This window comes from Pseudomonas entomophila, from assembly GCF_018417595.1.
Lineage (GTDB): Bacteria > Pseudomonadota > Gammaproteobacteria > Pseudomonadales > Pseudomonadaceae > Aquipseudomonas > Aquipseudomonas entomophila_C.
In genome coordinates this window covers 320,892-342,985 of record NZ_CP070982.1, presented here as the reverse complement: position 1 = coordinate 342,985, position 22,094 = coordinate 320,892, and the positions used below count along the sequence as shown (strand labels likewise).

Annotated in this window: 24 protein-coding genes; 14 read left to right on the top strand and 10 right to left on the bottom strand. The window is 64.3% G+C overall.

Annotated features, from left to right (window positions below):
• Positions 1–56 precede the first annotated feature (56 nt).
• The 3 genes from JYG34_RS01485 to JYG34_RS01475 all read left to right on the top strand — a co-directional run bounded on the left by JYG34_RS01485 (position 57) and on the right by JYG34_RS01475 (position 4,946).
• Positions 57–2,276 (top strand): primosomal protein N', encoded by a 2,220-nt coding sequence (locus JYG34_RS01485; RefSeq protein ID WP_213659215.1) that lies wholly within the window; start codon positions 57–59, stop codon positions 2,274–2,276.
• Positions 2,277–2,503: 227 nt separating this feature from the next.
• On the top strand, positions 2,504–4,240 hold the full coding sequence (gene argS / locus JYG34_RS01480) for an arginine--tRNA ligase (RefSeq protein WP_213659214.1): 1,737 nt from the start codon (positions 2,504–2,506) through the stop codon (positions 4,238–4,240).
• Position 4,241: 1 nt separating this feature from the next.
• Entirely contained in the window at positions 4,242–4,946 is a 705-nt protein-coding gene (locus tag JYG34_RS01475; RefSeq protein WP_213659213.1) for an SPOR domain-containing protein, read from the top strand.
• Between the two features lie 38 nt (positions 4,947–4,984).
• On the opposite strand, the gene JYG34_RS01470 is transcribed toward JYG34_RS01475, so the two are convergent.
• On the bottom strand, positions 4,985–5,410 hold the full coding sequence (locus tag JYG34_RS01470) for an NINE protein (RefSeq protein WP_011531742.1): 426 nt from the start codon (positions 5,408–5,410) through the stop codon (positions 4,985–4,987).
• A gap of 158 nt (positions 5,411–5,568) precedes the next feature.
• On the opposite strand from JYG34_RS01470, the gene JYG34_RS01465 reads away from it, so the two are divergent.
• Positions 5,569–6,216, top strand: a complete 648-nt coding sequence (locus tag JYG34_RS01465; RefSeq protein WP_213659212.1) for a C40 family peptidase — start codon at positions 5,569–5,571, stop codon at positions 6,214–6,216.
• 126 nt (positions 6,217–6,342) lie between these two features.
• Here the strand turns inward: JYG34_RS01465 and JYG34_RS01460 are convergent, their stop codons facing one another.
• The gene (locus JYG34_RS01460) at positions 6,343–7,335 is read right to left on the bottom strand and encodes a type IV pilus twitching motility protein PilT (protein WP_213659211.1); all 993 of its coding nucleotides are present in this window, start codon (positions 7,333–7,335) and stop codon (positions 6,343–6,345) included.
• A 65-nt stretch (positions 7,336–7,400) separates the two neighbouring features.
• Here JYG34_RS01460 and JYG34_RS01455 point away from each other — a divergent pair, with 65 nt between their 5' ends.
• The 9 genes from JYG34_RS01455 to JYG34_RS01415 all read left to right on the top strand — a co-directional run bounded on the left by JYG34_RS01455 (position 7,401) and on the right by JYG34_RS01415 (position 13,965).
• Complete coding sequence (locus JYG34_RS01455) at positions 7,401–8,087, top strand: YggS family pyridoxal phosphate-dependent enzyme (RefSeq protein ID WP_213659210.1); 687 nt, start codon at positions 7,401–7,403, stop codon at positions 8,085–8,087.
• A 38-nt stretch (positions 8,088–8,125) separates the two neighbouring features.
• On the top strand, positions 8,126–8,944 hold the full coding sequence (proC, locus tag JYG34_RS01450) for a pyrroline-5-carboxylate reductase (protein ID WP_213659209.1): 819 nt from the start codon (positions 8,126–8,128) through the stop codon (positions 8,942–8,944).
• A 10-nt stretch (positions 8,945–8,954) separates the two neighbouring features.
• On the top strand, positions 8,955–9,545 hold the full coding sequence (locus tag JYG34_RS01445) for a YggT family protein (RefSeq protein WP_011531737.1): 591 nt from the start codon (positions 8,955–8,957) through the stop codon (positions 9,543–9,545).
• 88 nt (positions 9,546–9,633) lie between these two features.
• Positions 9,634–10,773 (top strand): homoserine O-succinyltransferase MetX, encoded by a 1,140-nt coding sequence (gene metX, locus JYG34_RS01440; protein WP_213659208.1) that lies wholly within the window; start codon positions 9,634–9,636, stop codon positions 10,771–10,773.
• A gap of 7 nt (positions 10,774–10,780) precedes the next feature.
• Positions 10,781–11,401 carry a methionine biosynthesis protein MetW gene (gene metW / locus JYG34_RS01435; RefSeq protein ID WP_213659207.1) on the top strand — a complete coding sequence of 207 codons (621 nt, stop codon included), beginning with the start codon at positions 10,781–10,783 and terminating at the stop codon, positions 11,399–11,401.
• 25 nt (positions 11,402–11,426) lie between these two features.
• The gene (locus JYG34_RS01430; protein WP_213659206.1) at positions 11,427–11,861 is read left to right on the top strand and encodes a DUF4426 domain-containing protein; all 435 of its coding nucleotides are present in this window, start codon (positions 11,427–11,429) and stop codon (positions 11,859–11,861) included.
• On the top strand, positions 11,858–12,454 hold the full coding sequence (rdgB, locus tag JYG34_RS01425) for an RdgB/HAM1 family non-canonical purine NTP pyrophosphatase (protein WP_213659205.1): 597 nt from the start codon (positions 11,858–11,860) through the stop codon (positions 12,452–12,454). The genes JYG34_RS01430 and rdgB overlap by 4 nt, the downstream gene beginning before the upstream one ends.
• Entirely contained in the window at positions 12,451–13,629 is a 1,179-nt protein-coding gene (gene hemW, locus JYG34_RS01420; RefSeq protein ID WP_213659204.1) for a radical SAM family heme chaperone HemW, read from the top strand. The genes rdgB and hemW overlap by 4 nt, the downstream gene beginning before the upstream one ends.
• A 9-nt stretch (positions 13,630–13,638) precedes the next feature.
• Positions 13,639–13,965 carry a DUF3392 family protein gene (locus JYG34_RS01415; RefSeq protein ID WP_011531731.1) on the top strand — a complete coding sequence of 109 codons (327 nt, stop codon included), beginning with the start codon at positions 13,639–13,641 and terminating at the stop codon, positions 13,963–13,965.
• Between the two features lie 632 nt (positions 13,966–14,597).
• On the opposite strand, the gene trmB is transcribed toward JYG34_RS01415, so the two are convergent.
• From trmB to JYG34_RS01395, 4 genes are all read right to left on the bottom strand, one after another.
• Complete coding sequence (gene trmB, locus JYG34_RS01410; protein ID WP_213659203.1) at positions 14,598–15,320, bottom strand: tRNA (guanosine(46)-N7)-methyltransferase TrmB; 723 nt, start codon at positions 15,318–15,320, stop codon at positions 14,598–14,600.
• Between the two features lie 9 nt (positions 15,321–15,329).
• A complete protein-coding gene (locus tag JYG34_RS01405) occupies positions 15,330–16,142 on the bottom strand; it encodes a thiazole synthase (RefSeq protein ID WP_213659202.1) in 813 nt (270 codons plus the stop codon).
• 53 nt (positions 16,143–16,195) lie between these two features.
• On the bottom strand, positions 16,196–16,396 hold the full coding sequence (gene thiS / locus JYG34_RS01400) for a sulfur carrier protein ThiS (protein ID WP_044488631.1): 201 nt from the start codon (positions 16,394–16,396) through the stop codon (positions 16,196–16,198).
• A 102-nt stretch (positions 16,397–16,498) separates the two neighbouring features.
• Positions 16,499–16,870 carry a DUF423 domain-containing protein gene (locus tag JYG34_RS01395; RefSeq protein WP_213659201.1) on the bottom strand — a complete coding sequence of 124 codons (372 nt, stop codon included), beginning with the start codon at positions 16,868–16,870 and terminating at the stop codon, positions 16,499–16,501.
• A gap of 64 nt (positions 16,871–16,934) precedes the next feature.
• Here JYG34_RS01395 and mtgA point away from each other — a divergent pair, with 64 nt between their 5' ends.
• Positions 16,935–17,645 (top strand): monofunctional biosynthetic peptidoglycan transglycosylase, encoded by a 711-nt coding sequence (gene mtgA, locus JYG34_RS01390; RefSeq protein WP_213659200.1) that lies wholly within the window; start codon positions 16,935–16,937, stop codon positions 17,643–17,645.
• Positions 17,646–17,729: 84 nt separating this feature from the next.
• Here the strand turns inward: mtgA and rpoH are convergent, their stop codons facing one another.
• The 4 genes from rpoH to ftsY form a co-directional block, all read right to left on the bottom strand.
• Positions 17,730–18,584, bottom strand: a complete 855-nt coding sequence (rpoH, locus tag JYG34_RS01385; protein ID WP_213659199.1) for an RNA polymerase sigma factor RpoH — start codon at positions 18,582–18,584, stop codon at positions 17,730–17,732.
• A gap of 111 nt (positions 18,585–18,695) precedes the next feature.
• Positions 18,696–19,724: a permease-like cell division protein FtsX gene (gene ftsX / locus JYG34_RS01380; RefSeq protein ID WP_213659198.1), complete on the bottom strand. Its 1,029-nt coding sequence runs from the start codon at positions 19,722–19,724 to the stop codon at positions 18,696–18,698.
• Positions 19,721–20,392: a cell division ATP-binding protein FtsE gene (gene ftsE, locus JYG34_RS01375; RefSeq protein WP_011531723.1), complete on the bottom strand. Its 672-nt coding sequence runs from the start codon at positions 20,390–20,392 to the stop codon at positions 19,721–19,723. The genes ftsX and ftsE overlap by 4 nt, the downstream gene beginning before the upstream one ends.
• Positions 20,389–21,948 (bottom strand): signal recognition particle-docking protein FtsY, encoded by a 1,560-nt coding sequence (gene ftsY, locus JYG34_RS01370; protein WP_213659197.1) that lies wholly within the window; start codon positions 21,946–21,948, stop codon positions 20,389–20,391. The genes ftsE and ftsY overlap by 4 nt, the downstream gene beginning before the upstream one ends.
• Positions 21,949–22,094: the final 146 nt, after the last annotated feature.

Sequence of the window (22,094 nt, the reverse complement as noted above, 5' to 3'; positions counted from 1 at the left end):
GACCGTCGTCTGCTAGGCTCGCCTGATTTGTGAAACACCCTCCAGAGACCTTCCGCGTGTCCGACGTCATCCTGCGCCTCGCCCTGCCCTCGCCTCTACGTCGCCTGTTCGACTACCGGGCGCCCGCGAGCATGGCGCGCCAGGCACTGACGCCCGGCATGCGCATCCGCGTGCCGTTCGGCCGTCGCGAGATGATCGGCGTGCTGGTGGAGGTCGCCGACAAGAGCGAAGTGCCCGCCGACAAGCTCAAGCCGGCCAGCGCCCTGCTCGATCCGGTTTCACCTCTACCACCGGCACTGTTCAAGTTGTGCCTGTGGACCGCCCAGTACTACCAGCACAGCCTGGGCGACACCCTGAACTGGGCATTGCCCACGTTGTTGCGCCAAGGTGAGCCCGCCGAAGTACGCCAGGAGCGCTTCTGGCATGCTGCCCCGGGGGCCCGCCTGGAAGACCCGCGTATCGCCCGCGCCCCACGCCAGCGCGAAGCGCTCAAGACCCTGTCGCAGCATCACCACGGCGTGGCCCACAGCGTGCTGGCCAAGATGGGGCTGAACAAGGACAGCCTTGACCTGCTACTGGCCAAGGAGTTGGTCGAGGTTGAAGTGCGCCGTCACCTGCCGCCGCCACGCCACGAGCACTGGCTGGCCCAGCCGGAACTGCCGCTGAACGAAGAGCAGTGCGCCGCTTTCGAAGCGGTACGCTCGGGCTTTGGCGCATTCCACGCCTTTCTTCTGGCCGGCGTCACCGGCAGCGGCAAGACCGAGGTCTACCTGCAACTGATCCGCGAGACACTGGAGGCCGGCAAGCAAGCGCTGATCCTGATCCCCGAAATCAACCTCGGCCCACAGACCCTGCAACGCTTCGAGCAGCGTTTCAACGCGCGCATCGCCTTGCTGCACTCGGCGGTGGGCGACCGCGAGCGCCTGGACGCCTGGCTGGCAGCCCGCGATGGCGAGGCGGACATCATCATCGGCACCCGCTCGGCGCTGTTCACGCCAATGAAGAACCCGGGCCTGATCATCATCGACGAGGAGCACGACGGCTCCTATAAACAGCAGGAAGGCCTGCGCTACCACGCCCGCGACCTGGCCGTGGTGCGCGCACACCAGGAAAACATCCCGATCCTGCTGGGCTCGGCGACCCCATCGCTGGAGAGCCTGCACAACGCCCACAGCGGCCGCTATGGCCTGCTGCGCATGAACCAGCGCGCCGGCGGCGCCCGCGCCCCACGTTTCCTGCGCCTGGACGTGCGCAGCCTGCCGCTGGACAGCGGCATCAGCGGGCCGTTGCAACAGGCCATCCGCCAGACCCTTGAAGCTGGCCAGCAGGTGCTGGTGTTCCTCAACCGCCGCGGCTTCGCCCCCACCCTGCTGTGCCACGACTGCGGCTGGCTCTCGGAGTGCCCGCGCTGCGACGCGCGCATGACCGTGCACCAGCGCTCAGCCGTGCTGCGCTGCCACCATTGCGGCTATGACGAACGCCTGCCGCTGCAGTGCCCGCAGTGCGCCCATGTCGACCTGCGCCCGGTAGGCGCCGGGACAGAGCGCGCCGAGGAACGCCTGAAAGTGCTGTTCCCGGACTATCCGATCCTGCGCGTCGACCGCGACAGCACCTCGCGCAAGGACGCCATGCACAACCTGTTCACCACCATCCAGCGCGGGCAGCCGAGCATCTTGGTGGGCACCCAGATGCTGGCCAAGGGACACCACTTCCCCCGCGTCACCCTGGTGGCCATCCTCGACGCCGACGGCGGTCTGTTTTCCGGCGACTTCCGCGCCAGCGAGCGCATGGCCCAGCTGATCGTCCAGGTCGCCGGGCGCGCCGGGCGTGCCGAAGAACCGGGCAAAGTGATCGTGCAGACGCACCTGGCTGACCATCCGTTGTTGGTGCAGCTTACCGAACAGGGCTACTTCGCCTTCGCCGAGCAAGCTCTGAGCGAACGCCGCGCCGCTGGCCTGCCGCCGTTCGCCCACCTGGCTCTGCTGCGCGCCGACGCCCACAAACCAGGCCAGGCGGAAGCCTTCCTCGACGAAGCCTGCGCCGCAGCCGAGCGCGTGCTCGTCGAGCAAGGCCTGCACGGCATCGAGCTGCTCGGCCCGGTCCCGGCGCCCATGGAGCGACGGGCGGGAAGGTTCCGTGCGCAACTATTGCTCCAGGCCAATGCCCGGGCACCGTTGCATCGACTGATCAGTGCCTGGTTGCTAGTGTTGGAGCAGATGCCTTCGGGGCGACAGGTGCGCTGGTCGCTGGATGTCGACCCAGTCGACCTTTATTAGAAGCCTCTGTAGGCGCCGGCTTGTCGGCGAACAAGGCAAGCCGGTGAATGACACCGACTGTGTCGGTGTTCGCGGGTAAACCCGCTCCTACAGGGTAAGCAGCTGCCTGCCGGGGCATGCATTCCAACCCCAAAGGTTGGCAACCCGCCCTCGGCAACGGATAATGCCCAGTTTTTCCACCTGCGCATCGAAGCGCTCACCGCGCTTGCGGTCGAAAAGAGAATCCCATGAAAGACACCATTCGCCAGCTGATCCAGCAAGCCCTCACCCAACTCGTCACCGAAGGTGTGTTGCCTGAAGGGCTGACGCCGGCGATCCAGGTGGAAAACGCCCGGGACAAGACCCACGGCGACTTCGCCAGCAACATCGCCATGATGCTGGCCAAGCCGGCCGGCATGAAGCCGCGCGACCTGGCCGAGAAGCTGATCGCTGCATTGCCGAAGAGCGACGACATCGCCAAGGTCGAGATCGCCGGCCCTGGCTTCCTGAACTTCTTCCAGAACACCGACGCCCTGGCCTCCCGCCTCGACGCCGCCCTGGCCGACGGCCACCTGGGCGTGCGCAAGGCCGGCCCGAGCGAAAAAGTCGTGATCGACATGTCGGCACCTAACCTGGCCAAGGAGATGCACGTCGGCCACCTGCGCTCGACCATCATCGGCGACAGCGTCGCGCGCGTGCTGGAGTTCCTGGGCGACAACGTCATCCGCCAGAACCACGTGGGCGACTGGGGCACCCAGTTCGGCATGCTGCTGGCGTATCTTGAAGAAAACCCGATCACCAGCGATGAGCTGTCGGACCTGGAAAACTTCTACCGTGCGGCGAAGAAGCGCTTCGACGAGTCCGAGGAATTCGCCACCCGCGCCCGCGGCCTGGTGGTCAAGCTGCAGGCCGGCGACCCGGACTGCCTGGCGCTGTGGACACGCTTCAAGGATATCTCCCTGTCCCACTGCCAGAAGACCTACGAGCTGCTCAACGTCAAGCTGACCATGGCCGACGTGATGGGCGAGAGCGCCTACAACGACGACCTGGCCAACGTGGTCGCCGACCTGAAGAGCAAGGGCCTGCTGGTCGAAAGCCAGGGCGCCCAGTGCGTGTTCCTCGAAGAGTTCAAGAACACCGAAGGCGAGCCGCTGCCGGTAATCGTGCAGAAGGCCGACGGCGGCTACCTGTACGCCACCACCGACCTGGCCGCCGTGCGCTACCGCAGCAACAAGCTCCAGGCCGACCGTGCCCTGTATTTCGTCGACCAGCGCCAGGCCCTGCACTTCAACCAGGTGTTTGAAGTGGCCCGCCGCGCCGGCTTCGTCGGCCATCCGATGAAGATGGAGCACATGGGCTTCGGCACCATGAACGGCGCCGATGGCCGCCCGTTCAAGACCCGCGATGGCGGCACCGTCAAGCTGATCGACCTGCTCACCGAAGCCAAGGAACGTGCCTACGCCCTGGTCAAGGAGAAGAACCCGAGCCTGGCCGAGGACGAACTGCGCAAGATCGGTGAAGTGGTGGGTATCGGCGCGGTCAAGTACGCCGACCTGTCGAAACACCGCACCAGCGACTACAGCTTCAACTTCGAACTGATGCTCAACTTCGAAGGCAACACCGCGCCGTACCTGCTGTACGCCTACACCCGCGTGGTCGGCGTGTTCCGCAAGCTCGGCAAGGGCTTCGACGAAGTCGACGGCAACATCGTGCTGCAGGCCGCCCACGAGCAGGACCTGGCCGCGCGCCTGGCGCAGTTCGGCGAGATCCTCAACAACGTCGCCGACAAGGGCACGCCGCACGTGCTGTGCAGCTACCTCTACGACCTCGCCGGCCTGTTCTCCAGCTTCTACGAGAACTGCCCGATCCTCGCCGCCGAAACCGCCGAGCAACAGCAAAGCCGCCTGCGCCTGGCCGCCCTGACCGGCCGCACCCTCAAGCAGGGCCTGGAACTGCTCGGCCTGGAAACCCTGGAGCGCATGTAAGTTGGCTGCAAAGAAGAAACCCGCACCCAAGCGCGGCGCCAGCCGCTCCCAGCCGCCTGCCAGCAAGCAGCCGATCCCGGGCTGGGTGTGGCTGGCAGTCGGCCTCACGGTCGGCGCCTTCATCGTCTTCCTGATGAAGCTCGAACCCGGCGGTGACGACATCAAGCGCACCAAGCCCGAGCAGCAGAAGCCGGAGAAGGTCGCCGAAGCGAGCAAGGCCACCACGCCCGCACTGCAGCAACCGGTGAAGCCGAAGTACGACTTCTACACCCTGCTGCCGGAGTCGGAAGTGATCGTGCCGCCCGAGGCCGTGCCGGAGAAGACGCCGCCCGTACCGGCGCAACCCCCGGTACCGAGCACACCAGTGACCCCGGCGGAAGCGGCGAAGATCGACACGGCCCGCGCCCAGGCGGCATTGGCGGGGCAGACACCACCGCCCGCGCCGCCGGTGATCAAGCCGGCCGCCACCACTCAGTTCTTCCTGCAGGCTGGCTCGTTCCGCAAGCAGGCCGACGCCGACAAGGTCCGCGCGCAGATCATCCTGCTTGGCCAGGCCGTGAAGGTGGAGTCGGGCACGGTCAAGGACGAGACCTGGTATCGGGTGATGGTCGGCCCGTTCAGCAACCGCGAACAGCTGACCGTGGCGCAGAAGCAGTTGGCAGGGGCAGGTTTCAGCAACCTGCTGCTGCAACAGCGGCGCCAGTAACTGAAAAGGCCTTGTCGCCAATGGCGACAAGGCCTTTTTCATACCCGCCGACGTTCGGCGTTTACCTGCGAAATCTGGCTGTTGAGCGTCCAGAAGTCATACAGCACTCCCAGCAGGAACACGCCGCCGGTGAACAGATAGATCAATGCACTGATCCACTTGCCCTGGTACAGGCGGTGCACGCCGAACACCCCGAGGAAGGTCAGGAAGATCCATGCCAGGTTGTAGTCCACGCCGCCTGACTCGAAGCGCATGTCTGCCTCACGGTCCATCGACGGGATCAGGAACAGGTCGATCAGCCAGCCGATACCCAACAGACCAAGGGTGAAGAACCAGATCGTCCCGGTGATCGGCTTGCCGTAGTAGAAGCGGTGTGCGCCGGTGAAGCCGAAGATCCACAGCAGGTAGCCGAGCACCTTGCTGTGAGTGTCGTGCAGGGGTGCCCCCTGTTGATAACCATTCATTTGAAGCCCTCGCGGGATAGCTGAAAATTTTCTAACGGAAAATGTGACTTTTTCGTTTTGACCCGACGTATGGTACGGAACCAGACGACCAGTGGATCAGAATGGGATCAAAAAGCTGTTATAAAGTTGCGCGCCAACACTTATAAAGAGCTTCATCTATGCCGCCTTTCCTCAAGACATGGCTGACCCTCTGCCTATTATTGCCCCTGGCCGCCCACGCCACCAATCGTGAGCAACGTCTTCCCAGCGGTTTCACCGGTTATACGACCAACGCCGATGCCACGGTGAAACGCGCCCCGGTCCAGTACCGCAAAAGCACCCTTAACGTGCAGGCCCGCCCGAGCAATGCCGCCAAGCACCAGGCGCTGCAGGCCGTGGCCATGTCGCCCAAGCAGAGCAGCGAAGTGCTCAGCCGCGCCGTGAACGTGCTCGGTACTCCCTATCGCTGGGGCGGCAGCACACCGAAGAAGGGTTTCGACTGCAGCGGCCTGGTCAAGTACGCCTTCAACGATGTGGCCGACGTCGACCTGCCGCGCACCTCCAACGCCATGGCCCAGGGCCAGGGCGTGAAAGTGGCGCGGGACGACCTCAAGCCGGGCGACCTGATTTTCTTCAACATCCAGAGCCGCCAGGTCAACCACGTCGCCATCTACCTGGGCAACGACCGCTTCATCCACGCGCCGCGCACCGGCAAGCGGGTGAGCATCGACAGCCTGGAAAAACCCTACTGGCAGAAGCGTTACGTGGTGGCCAAGCGCGTGCTGCCCAAGACTCAACAGCAGACGCTGAGCCTGGCCAAGCGCTGAGTAAAAATTCGCCACGCTCCTTGTAGGAGCGGCTTTAGCCGCGATGCGAACGACGCGGTGCCTGGCACCGGCATTGCCGGTGTTCGCGGCTAAAGCCGCTCCTACAGGAGACATGTGGCGCCTGATCTAGTCGATCAAGCCTTGCTGCCTCAAGCGCCGTGTCGCCTCCTCCATCGTCACCATCCCCTGCGCCGCACCTGCCTGCATCAACGAGCAGATCTGCGCCATCCGCCCCTCGCGAATCAGGTTGCGCACCGCCAGCGTCACCACCAGCACCTCCCTTGCGGCGACCCTGCCGCCACCGACGCGCCTGATCAGGTTCTGTGCCACCACCAGTCGCAAGGAATCCGCCAGCATCGCGCGCACCAAGGGTTTCTCCTCGGCGGCGAACACCTCCACCAGGCGGTCAATGCTGTTGACCGCCGAGCGTGTATGCACCGTGGCCAACACCAGGTGCCCGGTTTCGGCAGCACGCAGCGCCAGGCGGATACTCTCCAGGTCACGCAGCTCACCGACCATGATTACGTCGGGGTCCTGGCGCAACGCACTGCGCAATCCCTGGGCAAAGTCGCGGCTGTCGCGGCCAATTTCCCGCTGGTTGACCAGGCAGCGCTGGCCTTGATGAATGAATTCGACAGGGTCTTCCAAGGTGACGACGTGTAGCGCGTGCTCCCGATTGAGCTCATCGACCAGCGCCGCCAGGGTGCTGGACTTGCCGCTCCCCGTCGGCCCGCCGATCAGCACCAGGCCATCCCGGCTCGATGCAATAGCTTGAAACACATCACGCAGGTCGAGCTCATCGAGGCTCGGCACTCGCGCCGGGATCAGCCGTATGCTCGCCCCCAGCCCATTGCGCTGGCGAAACAGGTTCACCCGAAAGCGGCCCAGAGCAGGCACAACCAAGGCAAGATCCAGTTCATCACCCGACATCCATTGCCGGCGCTGCCCATCATCGAGCCATCCAGCCAGGCCCTGCTCCAGCGCCGCAGGTACCAGCACCGGCAACGCCATGCGCTGCAGTTCGCCATCCAGGCGCAGCAGCGGCACCTCGCCCACGGCCAGGTGCAGGTCGCTTGCGCCCGCAGCCACAGCCTGGGCCAGCAGATCGGTCACATCCATGAGACTCCCCAACAGCGATCAAGCAGGTAGAATGCCGCAGACCCCAAAGCCGCCGGCGACGAACCATGTCCACCCTAGCAGAGAACATTTCGGCCATTTCCGCCCGTATCGACAACGCGGCGAAGGCTGCCGGCCGCGCCCCGGCCAGCATCCAGCTGCTGGCGGTGAGCAAGACCAAGCCGGCCAGCGCCATCCGCGCGGCTCATGACTATGGGCTGCGCGACTTCGGCGAAAACTACCTTCAGGAAGCCCTGACAAAACAGCAGGAACTCTCCGACCTGCCCTTGATCTGGCACTTCATCGGCCCCATCCAGTCGAACAAGACCAAGGCCATCGCCGAGCACTTCGACTGGGTACACTCCGTGGACCGCCTGAAAATCGCCCAACGCCTCTCGGAACAGCGCCCGGCCAACCTGCCGCCGCTGAACATCTGCCTGCAGGTGAACGTCAGTGGCGAAGACAGCAAGTCCGGCTGCGCACCTGCCGAGCTAGCTGCCCTGGCCCAGGCCGTGAATGCCCTGCCCGGCCTGTGCCTGCGTGGCCTGATGGCGATCCCGGAGCCGACCGATGACCGCACCGAACAAGAGGCGGCCTTTGCCACCCTGCGCCAGCTTCAGGAACAACTGGACCTCGGCCTGGACACCTTGTCGATGGGCATGAGCCACGATCTGGAAGCCGCTATCTCCCAGGGCGCGACCTGGGTCCGTATCGGTACCGCCTTGTTCGGTGCCCGCGACTATGGCCAGCCCTGACCCCGTGCTTAACTCACTCTTTCCTTCAAGGACCTGACATGAGCAAGACTCGTATTGCCTTTATCGGCGCCGGCAACATGGCCGCCAGCCTGATCGGCGGCCTGCGCGCCCAGGGCCTGGATGCCACGCAGATCCGCGCCAGCGACCCGGGTGCCGAGACCCGCGCGCGGATCCAGGCCGAACACGGTATCGAAGCGTTCGAAAGCAACGCCCAAGCCATCGATGGCGCCGACGTGATCGTGCTCGCAGTCAAGCCGCAGGTCATGAAAGCCGTCTGCGAGGCACTGAAGCCGAACCTGAAAGCCGGCCAACTGGTCGTCTCCATCGCCGCGGGTATCACCTGCGCCAGCCTGCAGGCGTGGCTGGGCACCATCCCGGTGGTGCGGTGCATGCCCAACACCCCGGCATTGCTGCGCCAAGGCGTCAGCGGCCTGTATGCCACCTTGGAAGTGTCCGCCGAGCAACGCCAGCAGGCCGAACAACTGCTGTCCGCCGTGGGCACCGCCCTGTGGCTGAACGAGGAACAGCAACTGGACGCCGTCACCGCCGTCTCCGGCAGCGGCCCGGCCTACTTCTTCCTGCTGATCGAGGCCATGACCGCCGCAGGGGAGAAACTCGGCCTGCCGCGTGAAACCGCCTCGCAACTCACGTTGCAGACCGCCTTGGGTGCCGCGCGCATGGCCGTCGCCAGCGACGTCGACGCCGCCGAACTGCGCCGCCGCGTCACCTCACCAGCCGGCACCACCGAGGCAGCGATCAAATCGTTTCAGGCCAGCGGCTTCGAAGCCATCGTCGAGCAGGCCCTGCAAGCCGCGGCGAAGCGCTCCGCCGAGCTGGCCGAACAACTGGGCAAATAAGGAGCCATTGATGAATGCACTGTCTGGCGCCGCGATCTTCGTGGTGCAAACCCTGGTCAGCCTGTACCTGGCGATCGTCCTGCTGCGCTTCGTGCTGCAACTGGTCAAGGCCGACTTCTACAACCCGCTCAGCCAGTTCGCCGTGCGCGCCACCCAGCCGCTGCTCAAGCCGCTGCGCCGGGTGATCCCCAGCATCGCCGGCCTGGACACTTCCTCGCTGCTGCTGTCGATCCTCATCCAGGCGCTACTGATGGCCTTCGTGCTGATGCTCACCTACGGCACCTTCGGTGACGTGCTGCACCTGCTGATGTGGGCGATCCTGGGCGTCACCTCGCTGTTCCTGAAGATCTTCTGGGTGGCGATGATCGTCATGGTGATCGTCTCGTGGGTCGCGCCCAACAGCCACAACCCCGCCGCCGAACTGGCCTACCAGATCAGCGAACCGGTGCTGGCGCCGTTCCGCCGCCTGGTGCCGAACCTCGGCGGCATGGACATCTCGCCGATCTTCGCCTTCATCGCCATCCAGGTGATCCAGTCGTTCCTCATGCCTCAGCTGGCGGCCTACGCCGGCATGCCGCAAGAGCTGTGGCGGATGATCTGACCCCGCCTGCATCCAGCGGCAAGCCTTTGCTTGCCGCTGGGGGTAGCGCTCTTTAGACTTACGCCTCCGTCAAGCGTGAGCAGGGTCGATGTCCACTGTCCTTCCCGAAGATTCCGTCGGTCTGGTAACACCGCAAATCGCCCGGTTCGATGAACCGCTGGCCCTGGCCTGTGGCCGCTCGCTGGCCTCGTATGAGCTGATCTACGAAACCTATGGCACCCTCAACAGCACCGCCAGCAATGCCGTGCTGATCTGCCATGCGTTGTCCGGCCATCACCACGCCGCCGGCTACCACGCCGCCACCGACCGCAAGCCGGGCTGGTGGGACAGCTGCATCGGCCCCGGCAAACCCATCGACACCAATCGCTTCTTCGTGGTCAGCCTGAACAACCTGGGCGGCTGCAATGGCAGCACTGGCCCCAGCAGCGTCAACCCGGCCACCGGCAAGCCCTACGGCGCCGATTTCCCGGTACTGACGGTCGAAGACTGGGTGCATAGCCAAGCGCGCCTGGCCGATCGCTTAGGGATACAGACCTGGGCCGCCATCGTCGGCGGCAGCCTGGGCGGCATGCAGGCGCTGCAATGGACCATCACCTACCCGGACCGCGTGCGCCACTGCGTGGACATCGCCTCGGCGCCCAAGCTGTCGGCGCAGAACATCGCCTTCAACGAAGTGGCGCGCCAGGCCATCCTCACCGACCCCGAGTTCCACGGCGGTTCGTTCCAGGACCAGGGGGTGATCCCCAAGCGCGGCCTGATGCTGGCGCGCATGGTCGGCCATATCACCTACCTGTCCGACGACTCGATGGGCGAGAAGTTCGGCCGCGAGCTCAAGAGCGACAAGCTCAACTACGACTTCCACAGCGTCGAGTTCCAGGTCGAGAGCTACCTGCGCTATCAAGGCGAGGAGTTCTCCGGCCGCTTCGATGCCAACACCTACCTGCTGATGACCAAGGCGCTGGACTACTTCGACCCGGCCGCAGCCCATGACGGCGACCTGGCGGCCACTCTGGCCAACGTCACGGCGGACTACTGCATCATGTCGTTCACCACCGACTGGCGCTTCTCGCCGGCCCGCTCGCGGGAGATCGTCGACGCCCTGATGGCCGCACGCAAGAACGTCTGCTACCTGGACATCGACTCGCCCTACGGCCACGACGCCTTCCTGATCCCCACGCCTCGCTACATGCAGGGTTTCGCGAACTACATGAACCGCATCGTCATCTGAGGACAGCATGAGAGCCGACCTGGAAATCATCCAAGACTGGATCCCCGCCGGCAGCCGGGTCCTCGACCTGGGCTGCGGCAACGGCGAACTGCTGGCCTCCTTGCGCGAGCGCAAGAACGTCACCGGCTATGGCCTGGAGATCGACGCCGACAACATCGCCGCCTGCGTGGCCAAGGGCGTCAACGTCATCGAGCAGGACCTGGACAAGGGCCTGGGCAACTTCGCCAGCAACAGTTTCGACGTGGTGGTCATGACCCAGGCCCTGCAAGCCGTGGAGTACCCCGACCGGATTCTCGACGAGATGCTGCGGGTGGGCCGCCAGTGCATCATCACCTTCCCCAATTTCGGCCACTGGCGTTGCCGCTGGTACCTGGCGACCAAGGGTCGCATGCCGGTCTCGGACTTCATGCCGTATACCTGGTACAACACCCCGAACATTCACTTCTGCACCTTCGAAGACTTCGAGAACCTGTGCCGCGAGCGCCACGCCAAGGTGCTCGACCGCCTGGCCGTCGACCGTCTGCACCGTAACGGGTTGGGCGGCCGGCTTTGGCCTAATCTTCTAGGTGAGATCGGTATCTATCGGGTCAGCAGCCCGGGCCTGCAGGAGCACCAGCTCGCGGTCTGACCCTCGCGAACGGAGGAATGGGATCATGCGTCGTCTAGCACTGTTTCTGATCAGCCTGTGCCTGGCCTTGCCGGTGCTGGCTGCCGATGCCGCCAAACCTGAACGCAAGGAAGTGTTCGGCGACGTGACGGTCCACTACAGCGCCTTCACCTCGAGCATGCTGCAACCCGACATCGCCGCCGCCACGGGCCTGACCCGCAGCAAGAACCAGGGCGTGCTCAACATTGCCGTGATCAAGGCCGGCAAGCCCGCGACGGCGGTGGTCAGCGGCACAGTGAAAGATCTCACCGGGCGCAGCGCCCCGTTGTCGTTCAAGCAGATCAACGACCAGGGCGCGGTGTACTACATCGCCCAGTTCAAGATCGACCAACCTGACACAGTCACCTTCGACCTCAACGTCGAAACCGGTGGCGTCAGCCATAAACTCAGCTTCAACCAGGAAGTGTTTCCAGGCGAATGATGAATTTCCAGCAACTCGTATTGGCCAGCCACAACGCCGGCAAGCTCAAGGAACTGCAAGCGATGCTCGGCGAGGCCGTGCACCTGCGTTCGATCGGCGAATTCAGCCAGGTGGAACCGGAAGAGACCGGCTTGTCGTTCGTCGAGAACGCCATCCTGAAAGCCCGCAACGCCGCGCGTATCTCCGGCCTGCCGGCCCTGGCCGACGACTCGGGCCTGGCGGTGGACTTCCTCGGCGGCGCGCCAGGCATCTACTCGGCGCGCTACGCCGACGGCAAAGGCGATGCGGCGAACAACGCCAAGCTGCTCGAGGCGCTGAAAGATGTGCCCCATGAGCAACGTGGCGCGCAGTTCGTCTGCGTCCTGGCCCTGGTGCGCCACGCCGACGACCCGCTACCCATCCTCTGCGAAGGCCTGTGGCACGGCAACATCCTGTTCGAGGCCAGTGGCGAGCACGGTTTCGGCTACGACCCGCTGTTCTGGGTCCCGGAGCGCAAGTGCTCCAGCGCCGACCTCGCTCCCGTCGACAAGAACCAGCTCAGCCACCGCGCCCGCGCCATGGCCCTGCTGCGTCAACGTCTGGGCCTGGCATGACCGAAAAGCTGTCCTTGCAGCAGGCGGGCCTGATCCTTCCCGAGCTCCCGCCGCTGTCGCTGTATATCCATATCCCCTGGTGCGTGCGCAAGTGCCCATACTGCGACTTCAACTCGCACCAGGCCGGCCCGTCGTTGCCGGAAGACGCGTACATCGATGCCTTGCTCGCTGACCTCGACCAGGAACTGCATGCCGTTCAGGGTCGCCCCATCAGCACGATCTTCTTCGGTGGCGGCACCCCAAGCCTTTTCAGTGCCAATGCACTGGGTCGCCTGCTGCATGGCGTGGAGCAACGCATCCCGTTCACCACGGATATCGAGATCACCCTCGAAGCCAACCCGGGCACCTTCGAGCAAGAGAAGTTCAAGGCCTACCGGCAGACTGGCATCAACCGCCTGTCCATCGGCGTGCAGAGCTTCCAGCCGGCCAAGCTGGAAAAGCTGGGGCGCATCCATAACGGCGATGAAGCGGTGCGTGCCGCCGACATGGCCCGCGCGGCAGGCTTCGACAACTTCAACCTCGACCTGATGCATGGCCTGCCGGACCAGTCGTTGGACGATGCGCTCGGCGACCTGCGCCAGGCCATCGAGCTGGCGCCGACGCACCTGTCCTGGTACCAGCTGACGCTGGAGCCGAACACGGTGTTCTGGAGCCAGCCTCCGGAATTGCCCGAGGACGATATCCTCTGGGATATCCAGGAGGCCGGCCAGGCGCTGATGGCCGAGCATGGCTATCGGCAGTACGAAGTTTCGGCGTACGCCCAGGCCGGCCGTGCTGCACGGCACAACCTGAACTACTGGCGTTTCGGTGACTTCATCGGCATCGGTGCGGGAGCCCATGGCAAGCTGTCGTTCCCCGACGGGCGCATCCTGCGCACCTGGAAGACCCGCCTGCCCAAGGATTACCTCAATCCGGCCAAACCGTTCAAGGCAGGCGAGAAACTGCTGCCGGCCGATGAGCTACCCTTCGAGTTCCTGATGAATGCGCTGCGCCTCACCGACGGTGTGGAGGCCGAGCTGTTCAGCCTGCGCACCGGCCTGCCCCTGGCGCAACTCGCCGAAGCCCGCCGCGAAGCCGAACAAAAGGGCCTTTTGCAGGTCGAACCGGATCGGCTGGCAGCCACGCCGCGCGGCCAACTGTTCCTCAACGACCTGCTGCAGTACTTCTTGAATTAAGGATGACCCATGGACCTGGTACTTGACCTGCTCTCGACCGTTTCCCGCTGGAGCCGCAGCAACCTGTCGGAGATCTCGCTGGCCCTGGTGGGCTGCCTGCTGGTGCTGTTCGGCACCGATATCAAGGGCTGGGTGGAAGGGCGCCTGGGCGGCTTGGCCGGCGCCCTGCGCGTGCCGTTCATGGCCCTGCTGGTGATGATCGGCAGCGGCGCGGCGCTGATCTATGCAACGCCGTGGATCGTGAAGGGGCTGGGGCAGTTCAACAACTATGCGCTGGCGCCGGTGCTGCTGGTGGTGCTGGTGTTGATTGGCGTGGTGGCTGATCGGCGGGGATGAGCGCTGGCTAAAAGCAGCCCTGGCGAGCCAGGGCAGCTTCTCACCCCACTAGCCCTTAACGAGCATCGTCAAAGTGATCGCGCAGGAAGTCTCTTGCGGCCCTGAAGACGACCAGGATACGGATGAGCTTCCAGACACGGCTCAGCGTATTCAGCAAACGCTTCATATGCCTTGGCCTCCGTGTTGGCTGAGCCAATCTTCCAGCATCTGACCGGCACTTCGATGCCTTCGGAGATCACGTGAAGTCTCTCCAGTGAAGTGGCCAGGTGAATGGCCCTTCGAGAAACTACCGGCGCGGTTCGTGGGCCGCGTCGAAGGGGCCGAGAGCGTGAATGAATTGGTTTCCCGGCCCGCCACTGGATTATTCCACATGAGAGCGGTGCCACTTTACGCCAGTCAAAAATTCAATGCTGTTACTGACACGTTCACAGTTAATGCTGGATATTTCCATCATTGACGTAGTTTCAAGGCAGCCCTAGTATCACCTTTGTGAAGTCTCTCCAGTGACACTGAAGTAGGCTGGCTCAGGACTCGTAACCCAAAGCCCGCATAAAAAAACCGCCTTTATCAAGGCGGTTTTTTTGCGCCTGCAAAATTGCAGGCCTTAACAGGAGATGCCGAACGAATCCCGCTCAGTCCACCTTCTCGAACTTCAAGTCCCACACCCCATGCCCAAGGCGCTCGCCACGGCGCTCGAACTTGGTGATCGGACGCTCTTCCGGGCGCGGCACATAAGCGCCATCGGCCGCCTGGTTGCGATAACCCGGTGCCACCTTCATCACATCCAGCATGTGCTCGGCATAGGGCTCCCAGTCGGTGGCCATATGGAACACGCCGCCCACCTTCAGCTTGCGGCGCACCAGCTCGGCGAACTCCGGCTGGACGATACGGCGCTTGTGATGACGCGCCTTGTGCCACGGATCCGGGAAGAACAGCATCAGCCGGTCGAGGCTGTTGTCGGCCACGCAGCGGTTGAGCACTTCGATGGCGTCGCAGTCGTAGACCCGCAGGTTCTTCAGGCCCTGAGTGAGCACGCCGTTGAGCAGCGCGCCCACACCCGGACGGTGCACTTCTACACCGATGAAGTCCAGCTCCGGCGAGGCGGCAGCCATCTCCAGCAACGAGTGGCCCATGCCGAAGCCGATCTCCAGGGTACGCGGCGCCGAACGGCCGAACACCTGGTCGTAGTCCACCGGGCTGTCGGCCAGCGGCAGGATGAACAGTGGGCCGCCCTGCTCCAGACCACGTTGCTGGCCTTCGGTCATGCGCCCGGCGCGCATCACGAAACTCTTGATGCGGCGGTGCGGGCGGGCTTCGCCGTCTTCGGTGATCGGCGTTTCTTGCGATTCAGTCATCGGGGGCTCTTACTTGATCAGACCTTCCAGCGGCGAGGACGCGCTGGCATAGAGTTTCTTCGGCATGCGCCCGGCGAGGTACGCCATGCGGCCGGCAAGGATCGCGTGCTTCATGGCTTCAGCCATCAGCACCGGTTGTTGCGCGTGGGCGATGGCCGAGTTCATCAGCACGGCCTCGCAGCCCATCTCCATGGCGATGGTGGCATCGGAGGCGGTACCCACGCCGGCATCGACCAGCACTGGCACCTTGGACTCTTCCAGGATGATCTGCAGGTTGTAGGGGTTGCAGATTCCCAGGCCGGTGCCGATCAGGCCGGCCAGCGGCATGACGGCGATGCAGCCGGCTTCGGCCAGCTGGCGGGCGATGATCGGGTCATCGCTGGTGTAGACCATCACGTCGAAACCGTCCTTTACCAGCACTTCGGCGGCCTTGAGGGTTTCGATCACATTGGGGAACAGGGTTTTCTGGTCGGCCAGCACTTCCAGCTTCACCAGCGTACGGTTCTCGTGGGACTTGTGGCCATCGAGCAGTTCACGGGCCAGGCGGCAAGTACGTACCGCTTCGACTGCGTCGAAACAGCCTGCTGTGTTCGGCAGGATGGTGTACTTGTCGGGCGACAACACGTCGAGCAGGTTCGGCTCGCCCGCATTCTGGCCGAGGTTGGTGCGGCGCACGGCTACGGTGACGATCTCGGCACCCGAGGCCTCGGTGGCCAGGCGGGTCTCTTCCATATCACGGTATTTACCGGTGCCGACCAGCAGGCGCGACTGAAAAGTGCGCCCGGCCAGGACGAAAGGCTTGTCGCTACGAACGTTGCTCATCGATGTTCCTCTGGGAAGGTTACGGGGCTTTCGGGTGAATCGCCGGGCGTAGCTCAACCACCGCCAATGGCATGGACCACTTCGACCTGGTCGCCATCAGCGAGCAGCGTGCTCTCGTGCTGGCTGCGCGGCACGATGTCCAGGTTCAGTTCCACCGCCACCCGGCGGCCGGCCAGTTCCAGCCGGCCCAGCAGCGCCGCGACGCTCTCGCCCTCGGGCAGGTCGTAAGGTTCACCGTTCAGTTGAATGCGCATGCGCACGGCCACCATTGTTCTTTGGGGCCCGCATTCTAGCCCCGATCCGCCTTGCAACCCAAGGGCGGCACACGCCATTAGTCGCGATTGTGGACCGTTCGGTCAGCCCAGGCGCCAGGCGGCCAGCCCCAGGCACAGCCAGCCGGCGAGGAAGCACAGGCCACCCAGCGGGGTGATCATGCCGAGCTTGCCCAGGCCGCTCAGGGTCAGCACATAGAGGCTACCGGAGAACAGCAGGATACCCAGCGCGAACAGACCACCGGCCCAGCCGACCAGGCGCCCCGGCAAGTGCACCGACAACACCGCCACGCCGAGGATCGCCAGGGCATGCACCAGCTGGTAGGTGACGCCAGTATGGAAGATCGCCAGGTAGTCGGCGCTGAGGCGGTTCTTCAGGCCATGGGCGGCGAAGGCGCCGAGGGCGACACCGGTAAAACCGAAGAAAGCAGCAAGCATCAGGAAGCTGCGAAGCATGGGACGACTCCTCGAAAGGGGCCTGTATAATGGCCCGTTCCAACGGTCCGGCCAAGCCATCACCATGCTGTCATCCTTCCTCCGCCGACTTTCCCGCGCCCTGCTCTGGTTCGCTGCTGGCAGCATTGCCGTGGTCCTGGTACTGCGCTGGGTGCCGCCGCCCGGCACGGCGCTGATGGTCGAGCGCAAGGTGCAATCATGGATCAACGGCGAGCCGATCGACCTGCAGCGTGACTGGACACCATGGGAGGACATCTCCGATGAGTTGAAGGTGGCGGTGATCGCCGGTGAGGACCAGAAGTTCGCCAACCACTGGGGCTTCGACATTCCGGCGATCCAGGCAGCCCTGGCCTACAACGAGCGTGGCGGCAAGGTCCGTGGTGCCAGCACACTGACCCAGCAAGTGGCCAAGAATATGTTTCTGTGGTCCGGGCGCAGCTGGCTGCGTAAAGGGCTGGAAGCCTGGTTCACCGCGCTGATCGAGCTGTTCTGGTCGAAAGAGCGAATTCTCGAGGTGTATCTGAACAGCGCCGAGTGGGGCAAGGGCGTGTTTGGCGCCCAAGCCGCGGCGCGCTATCACTTTGGGGTCGATGCCAGCCGCCTGACGCGACAACAAGCCGCGCAGCTCGCCGCGGTGTTGCCGAGCCCGATCAAGTGGAGTGCCAGCAAGCCGAGCGCCTACGTGGCCAGCCGGGCGGGGTGGATTCGTCGGCAGATGAGCCAGTTGGGTGGGCCGAGCTACCTGATGCAGCTGGATGCTTCGCGCAAGCTTTGAGTTTTTGGCCGGTACAGGCAACACAAATGAAAAAGGCCGCTTACCCCGAAGGGAAGCGGCCTTTTCGATCCAGCCAAGCGCCGATCAGATGGTAATCAGCGCCTTGACCTTGTTCATCGCGTTCTTCTCGAGCTGACGAATCCGCTCGGCCGAAACGCTGTATTTCTCCGCCAACTCATGCAGCGTGGCTTTTTCCTCGGCCAACCAGCGCTGGTAGAGGATGTCGCGGCTGCGGTCGTCCAGGCCTTGCAGGGCTTCGTGCAGGTTGCTGCTGGAGTTGTCGCTCCAGTCGGCGTCCTCGAGCTGCAGGGCCGGGTCGTAACGGTGGTCTTCCAGGTAATGCGCAGGCGACTGGAAGGCGCTGTCGTCATCGGCTTCTGCCGCCGGGTCGAAGGCCATGTCCTGGCCGCTCAGGCGGCTTTCCATCTCACGCACTTCACGGGGCTCGACGCCGAGGCTTTCGGCCACGCGATGCACTTCGTCGTTGTTCAACCAGGCCAGGCGTTTCTTCTGGCTGCGCAGGTTGAAGAACAGCTTGCGCTGGGCCTTGGTGGTCGCCACCTTGACGATGCGCCAGTTGCGCAGGATGAACTCGTGGATCTCGGCCTTGATCCAGTGCACCGCAAAGGATACCAGGCGCACGCCCATTTCCGGGTTGAAGCGCTTTACCGCCTTCATCAGGCCGACGTTGCCTTCCTGGATCAGGTCGGCCTGGGCCAACCCGTAGCCAGCATAGCTACGTGCGATGTGTACAACGAAACGCAGGTGGGCCATCACCATTTGACGAGCGGCCTCGAGATCCTGCTCATAGTAGAGACGCTCGCCCAGATCACGCTCCTGCTCCGGTGTCAGCAAGGGAATGCTGTTCACCGTGTGCACGTAGGCTTCCAGGTTTGCACCGGGAACCAGGGCATAGGCAGGTTGCAACGATGTGGTCATTCAAGTACCTCCGGCTTACAGACTCGTGCCTTGTGGGCACTGCCAGCATAGACAAGGAACCGTTGTACAAGTTCCAGAATGAAAAATTTGTCAATACTGGCCATGAAACATTTATCGCGGTGCCAGCTCGTTCAAGTGACGAGCGACGGCGATCCATGCACCGATATACCCCAACAGCACCGCCCCGATCAAGAGTGAAAGACCATCCGAGGCCGGCACGCCACCCAAGGCGAAATCACTGCCGTACAGGCCGGAAAGCCCGACCACCGCGTCGTTGAGCCAGTTCAGGCCGAACGCCAGGATGCCCCAGGCCAGCACGCCCGCGCCCAGGCCATACAGGGCGCCCATGTAGAGGAAAGGCCGGCGCACGTAGCTGTCGGTGCCACCGACGAGCTTGATCACTTCGATCTCCACCCGACGGTTTTCAATATGTAGACGAATTGTGTTACCGATTACTAACAGCAAGGCAGAAATCAGCATCACCGCCAAGCCGAATACAAAGCGGTCGCCCAGCTTGAGGATGGCCGCCAGGCGCTCCACCCACACCAGATCCAGCTGTGCCGCTTCCACGCGAGGCAGCTCGGACAAGCGCTGGCGAAGGGCTTCCAGGGCGGGCTTGTCGACTTCGGTCGGGGTCACCACCACCACCCCGGGCAGCGGGTTGTCCGGCAGCTCGCGCAGCGCTTCGCCCAGCCCCGACTGCTGCTGGAACTCTTCCAGTGCCTGTTCGCGGCTGACGTACTGGGCCTCGGCGACACCTGGCATGCCTTTGATCTCGTCGCGCAGCGCCTCACCGTCGCGGCTGCTGGCGTCAAGCTTGAGGTAGAGCGAAATCTGCGCCGCACGCTGCCATGAACCGCCAAGCTTCTCGACGTTCTTGAGCAGCAGCGAGAGGCCCATGGGCATGCTCAGCGCCACCGCCATCACCAGGCAGGTGAAGAAGCTGCCGATCGGCTGCTTGCCCAGGCGCCGCAGGCTGTCGGCCAGGCTGGCGCGGTGGCTTTCCAGCCAGGCGTGCAGCAGGGTGCGGAAGTCCGGGCCATCGTCGTCGTGATCGCCGCGCTTTTTCTTCGCCGGTTGCGGGTCGGCGGCCTTGGGCGCGACGCGCTCGGAAACCTTTGGTGTACGTGTGCTGCTCATTGCCCGGCCTCCCCATCGCCGATCAAGCGGCCGCGTTGCAGCGTCAGCATGCGGTGGCGCATGCGCGCGATCAGCGCCAGGTCGTGGCTGGCGATCAATACCGTGGTGCCGAGGCGGTTGATATCCTCGAACACGCCCATGATCTCGGCGGCCAGGCGCGGGTCGAGGTTACCGGTGGGCTCGTCCGCCAGCAGCAAGGCCGGCTGGTGAACGATGGCGCGGGCGATGCCGACCCGCTGTTGCTGGCCGGTGGACAGGTCGGCCGGGAACAGCTCGCCCTTGTCACTCAGCGACACGCGCTCCAGCGCCGAGTCCACGCGCTTGGCGATCTCGGCCTTGGACAGCCCGAGGATCTGCAGCGGCAGGGCGATGTTGTTGAACACGGTGCGGTCGAACAGCAACTGGTGGTTCTGGAACACCACGCCGATCTGCCGGCGCAGGAACGGGATCTGCGCGTTGCTGATCTGACCCAGGTCCTGCCCGGCCAGCAGCAACTTGCCGCTGGTCGGGCGCTCCATCGCCAGCAGCAGGCGCAGCAGGGTGCTCTTGCCGGCGCCGGAGTGGCCGGTGACGAACAGGAACTCGCCACGGCGCGCCCGGAAGCTCAGCTCGTGCAGGCCGACGTGGCCGTTGGGGTAGCGCTTGGCAACCTGTTCGAATCGGATCATGTCGGTTCCCGCTCGGCGAACAGCGCCTTGACGAAAGGTTCGGCCTCGAAGGTGCGCAGGTCATCGATACCCTCGCCCACACCGATGAAGCGGATCGGAATGTTGAACTGCTTGGCCAGGGCGAAGATGACGCCGCCCTTGGCGGTGCCGTCGAGCTTGGTCAGGGCCAGGCCAGTCAGTTCGACGCTCTGGTTGAAGTACTTGGCCTGGCTGATGGCGTTCTGGCCGGTGCCGGCGTCGAGCACCAGCAGCACCTCGTGGGGCGCGTCGGCGTCGAGCTTGCCGATCACCCGACGGACCTTCTTCAGCTCTTCCATCAGGTTGTCCTTGGTGTGCAGGCGACCCGCGGTATCGGCGATCAGCACATCGACGCCACGGGCCTTGGCGGCCTGCACGGCGTCGAAGATGACCGAGGCCGAGTCGGCGCCGGTGTGCTGGGCGATCACCGGGATCTGGTTGCGCTCGCCCCACACCTGCAACTGCTCGACCGCTGCGGCGCGGAAGGTGTCGCCGGCGGCGAGCATGACCTTCTTGCCTTCGAGCTGGAGCTTTTTCGCCAGCTTGCCGATGGTGGTGGTCTTGCCGGCGCCGTTCACGCCCACGACCAGGATCACGTAGGGCTTGGTCTGCGCTTCGATCTTCAGCGGCTGCTCGACCGGGCGCAGCAGGGCGGCCAGTTCTTCCTGCAGCGACTTGTACAGGGCATCGGCGTCGGCCAGCTGCTTGCGGGCGACCTTCTGCGTCAGGTTCTGGACGATGGTCGAGGTGGCCTCGACGCCGACATCGGCGGTCAGCAGGCGGGTTTCGATTTCATCGAGCAGGTCGTCGTCGATGACCTTCTTGCCCAGGAACAGGCTGGCCATGCCTTCGCCGATGCTGGCGCTGGTCTTCGACAGGCCCTGCTTGAGGCGGGCGAAGAAGCCTGGTTTGGCGGGCTCTGCGGCAACCGCAGTGGAAGCGACAGGCGCGACCGGCTCGGGCTCGACCACAGGAACGACAAATGCGGGGGCAGGTTCGCGAACCACCACCTCAGGCACCTCGGGGGCCGGGCGCTCAGGGATGGCAGGCGGAGCCTTGGGTTCGAGATCAGGCACCAACGCAACCGGCTCCTCGGCGACCGGCAACACCAGGTTGCTCACTGGCGCAGGGGGCTGTGGCACCGGAGCCGGATCGAATGCAACGTGCACCGGCTCGGGCCGGGATGCTTCGACCTGCTCAACAGGCTGCGGTGCCTGAGGAACAGCAGGCTCAGGCGTGACCGGCGCGATTACCGGTGCCGGTTGGGGCACCTCGGCCACCGGAACGGGTTGCGCCACCTCAGGGGCGACGGCAGGCTCAGGCTCGACCGGCGCGATTACCGGTGCCGGCTGGGGCGCCTCGGCCACCGGAGCAGGCTGCTCAACGGGTGGCTGCTCGAGCGGTGCCTCGACCGGCGGTTGTGGGGCTTGCGGCTGTTCGGCGACAGGTTGCTCCGGCTTCTTGCGGAACCAGCTGAACAGGCCTTTTTTCTCGCCAGCCGCGGCCGGCGCTTTTTTGTCGTCGTTGGAACCAAACATGGAAGACGGCTATCTCAGGGTAGCGATGGGCCAGCAATGGCGCATCGGGAATTCTTACTCACGCAGAACAGACTACTGTGAAGCCTGCGGGTTCATGCGCAACGTTTTGTCGTAAGGGCCTGTGGGCCAGAACGGCGACAGGCATG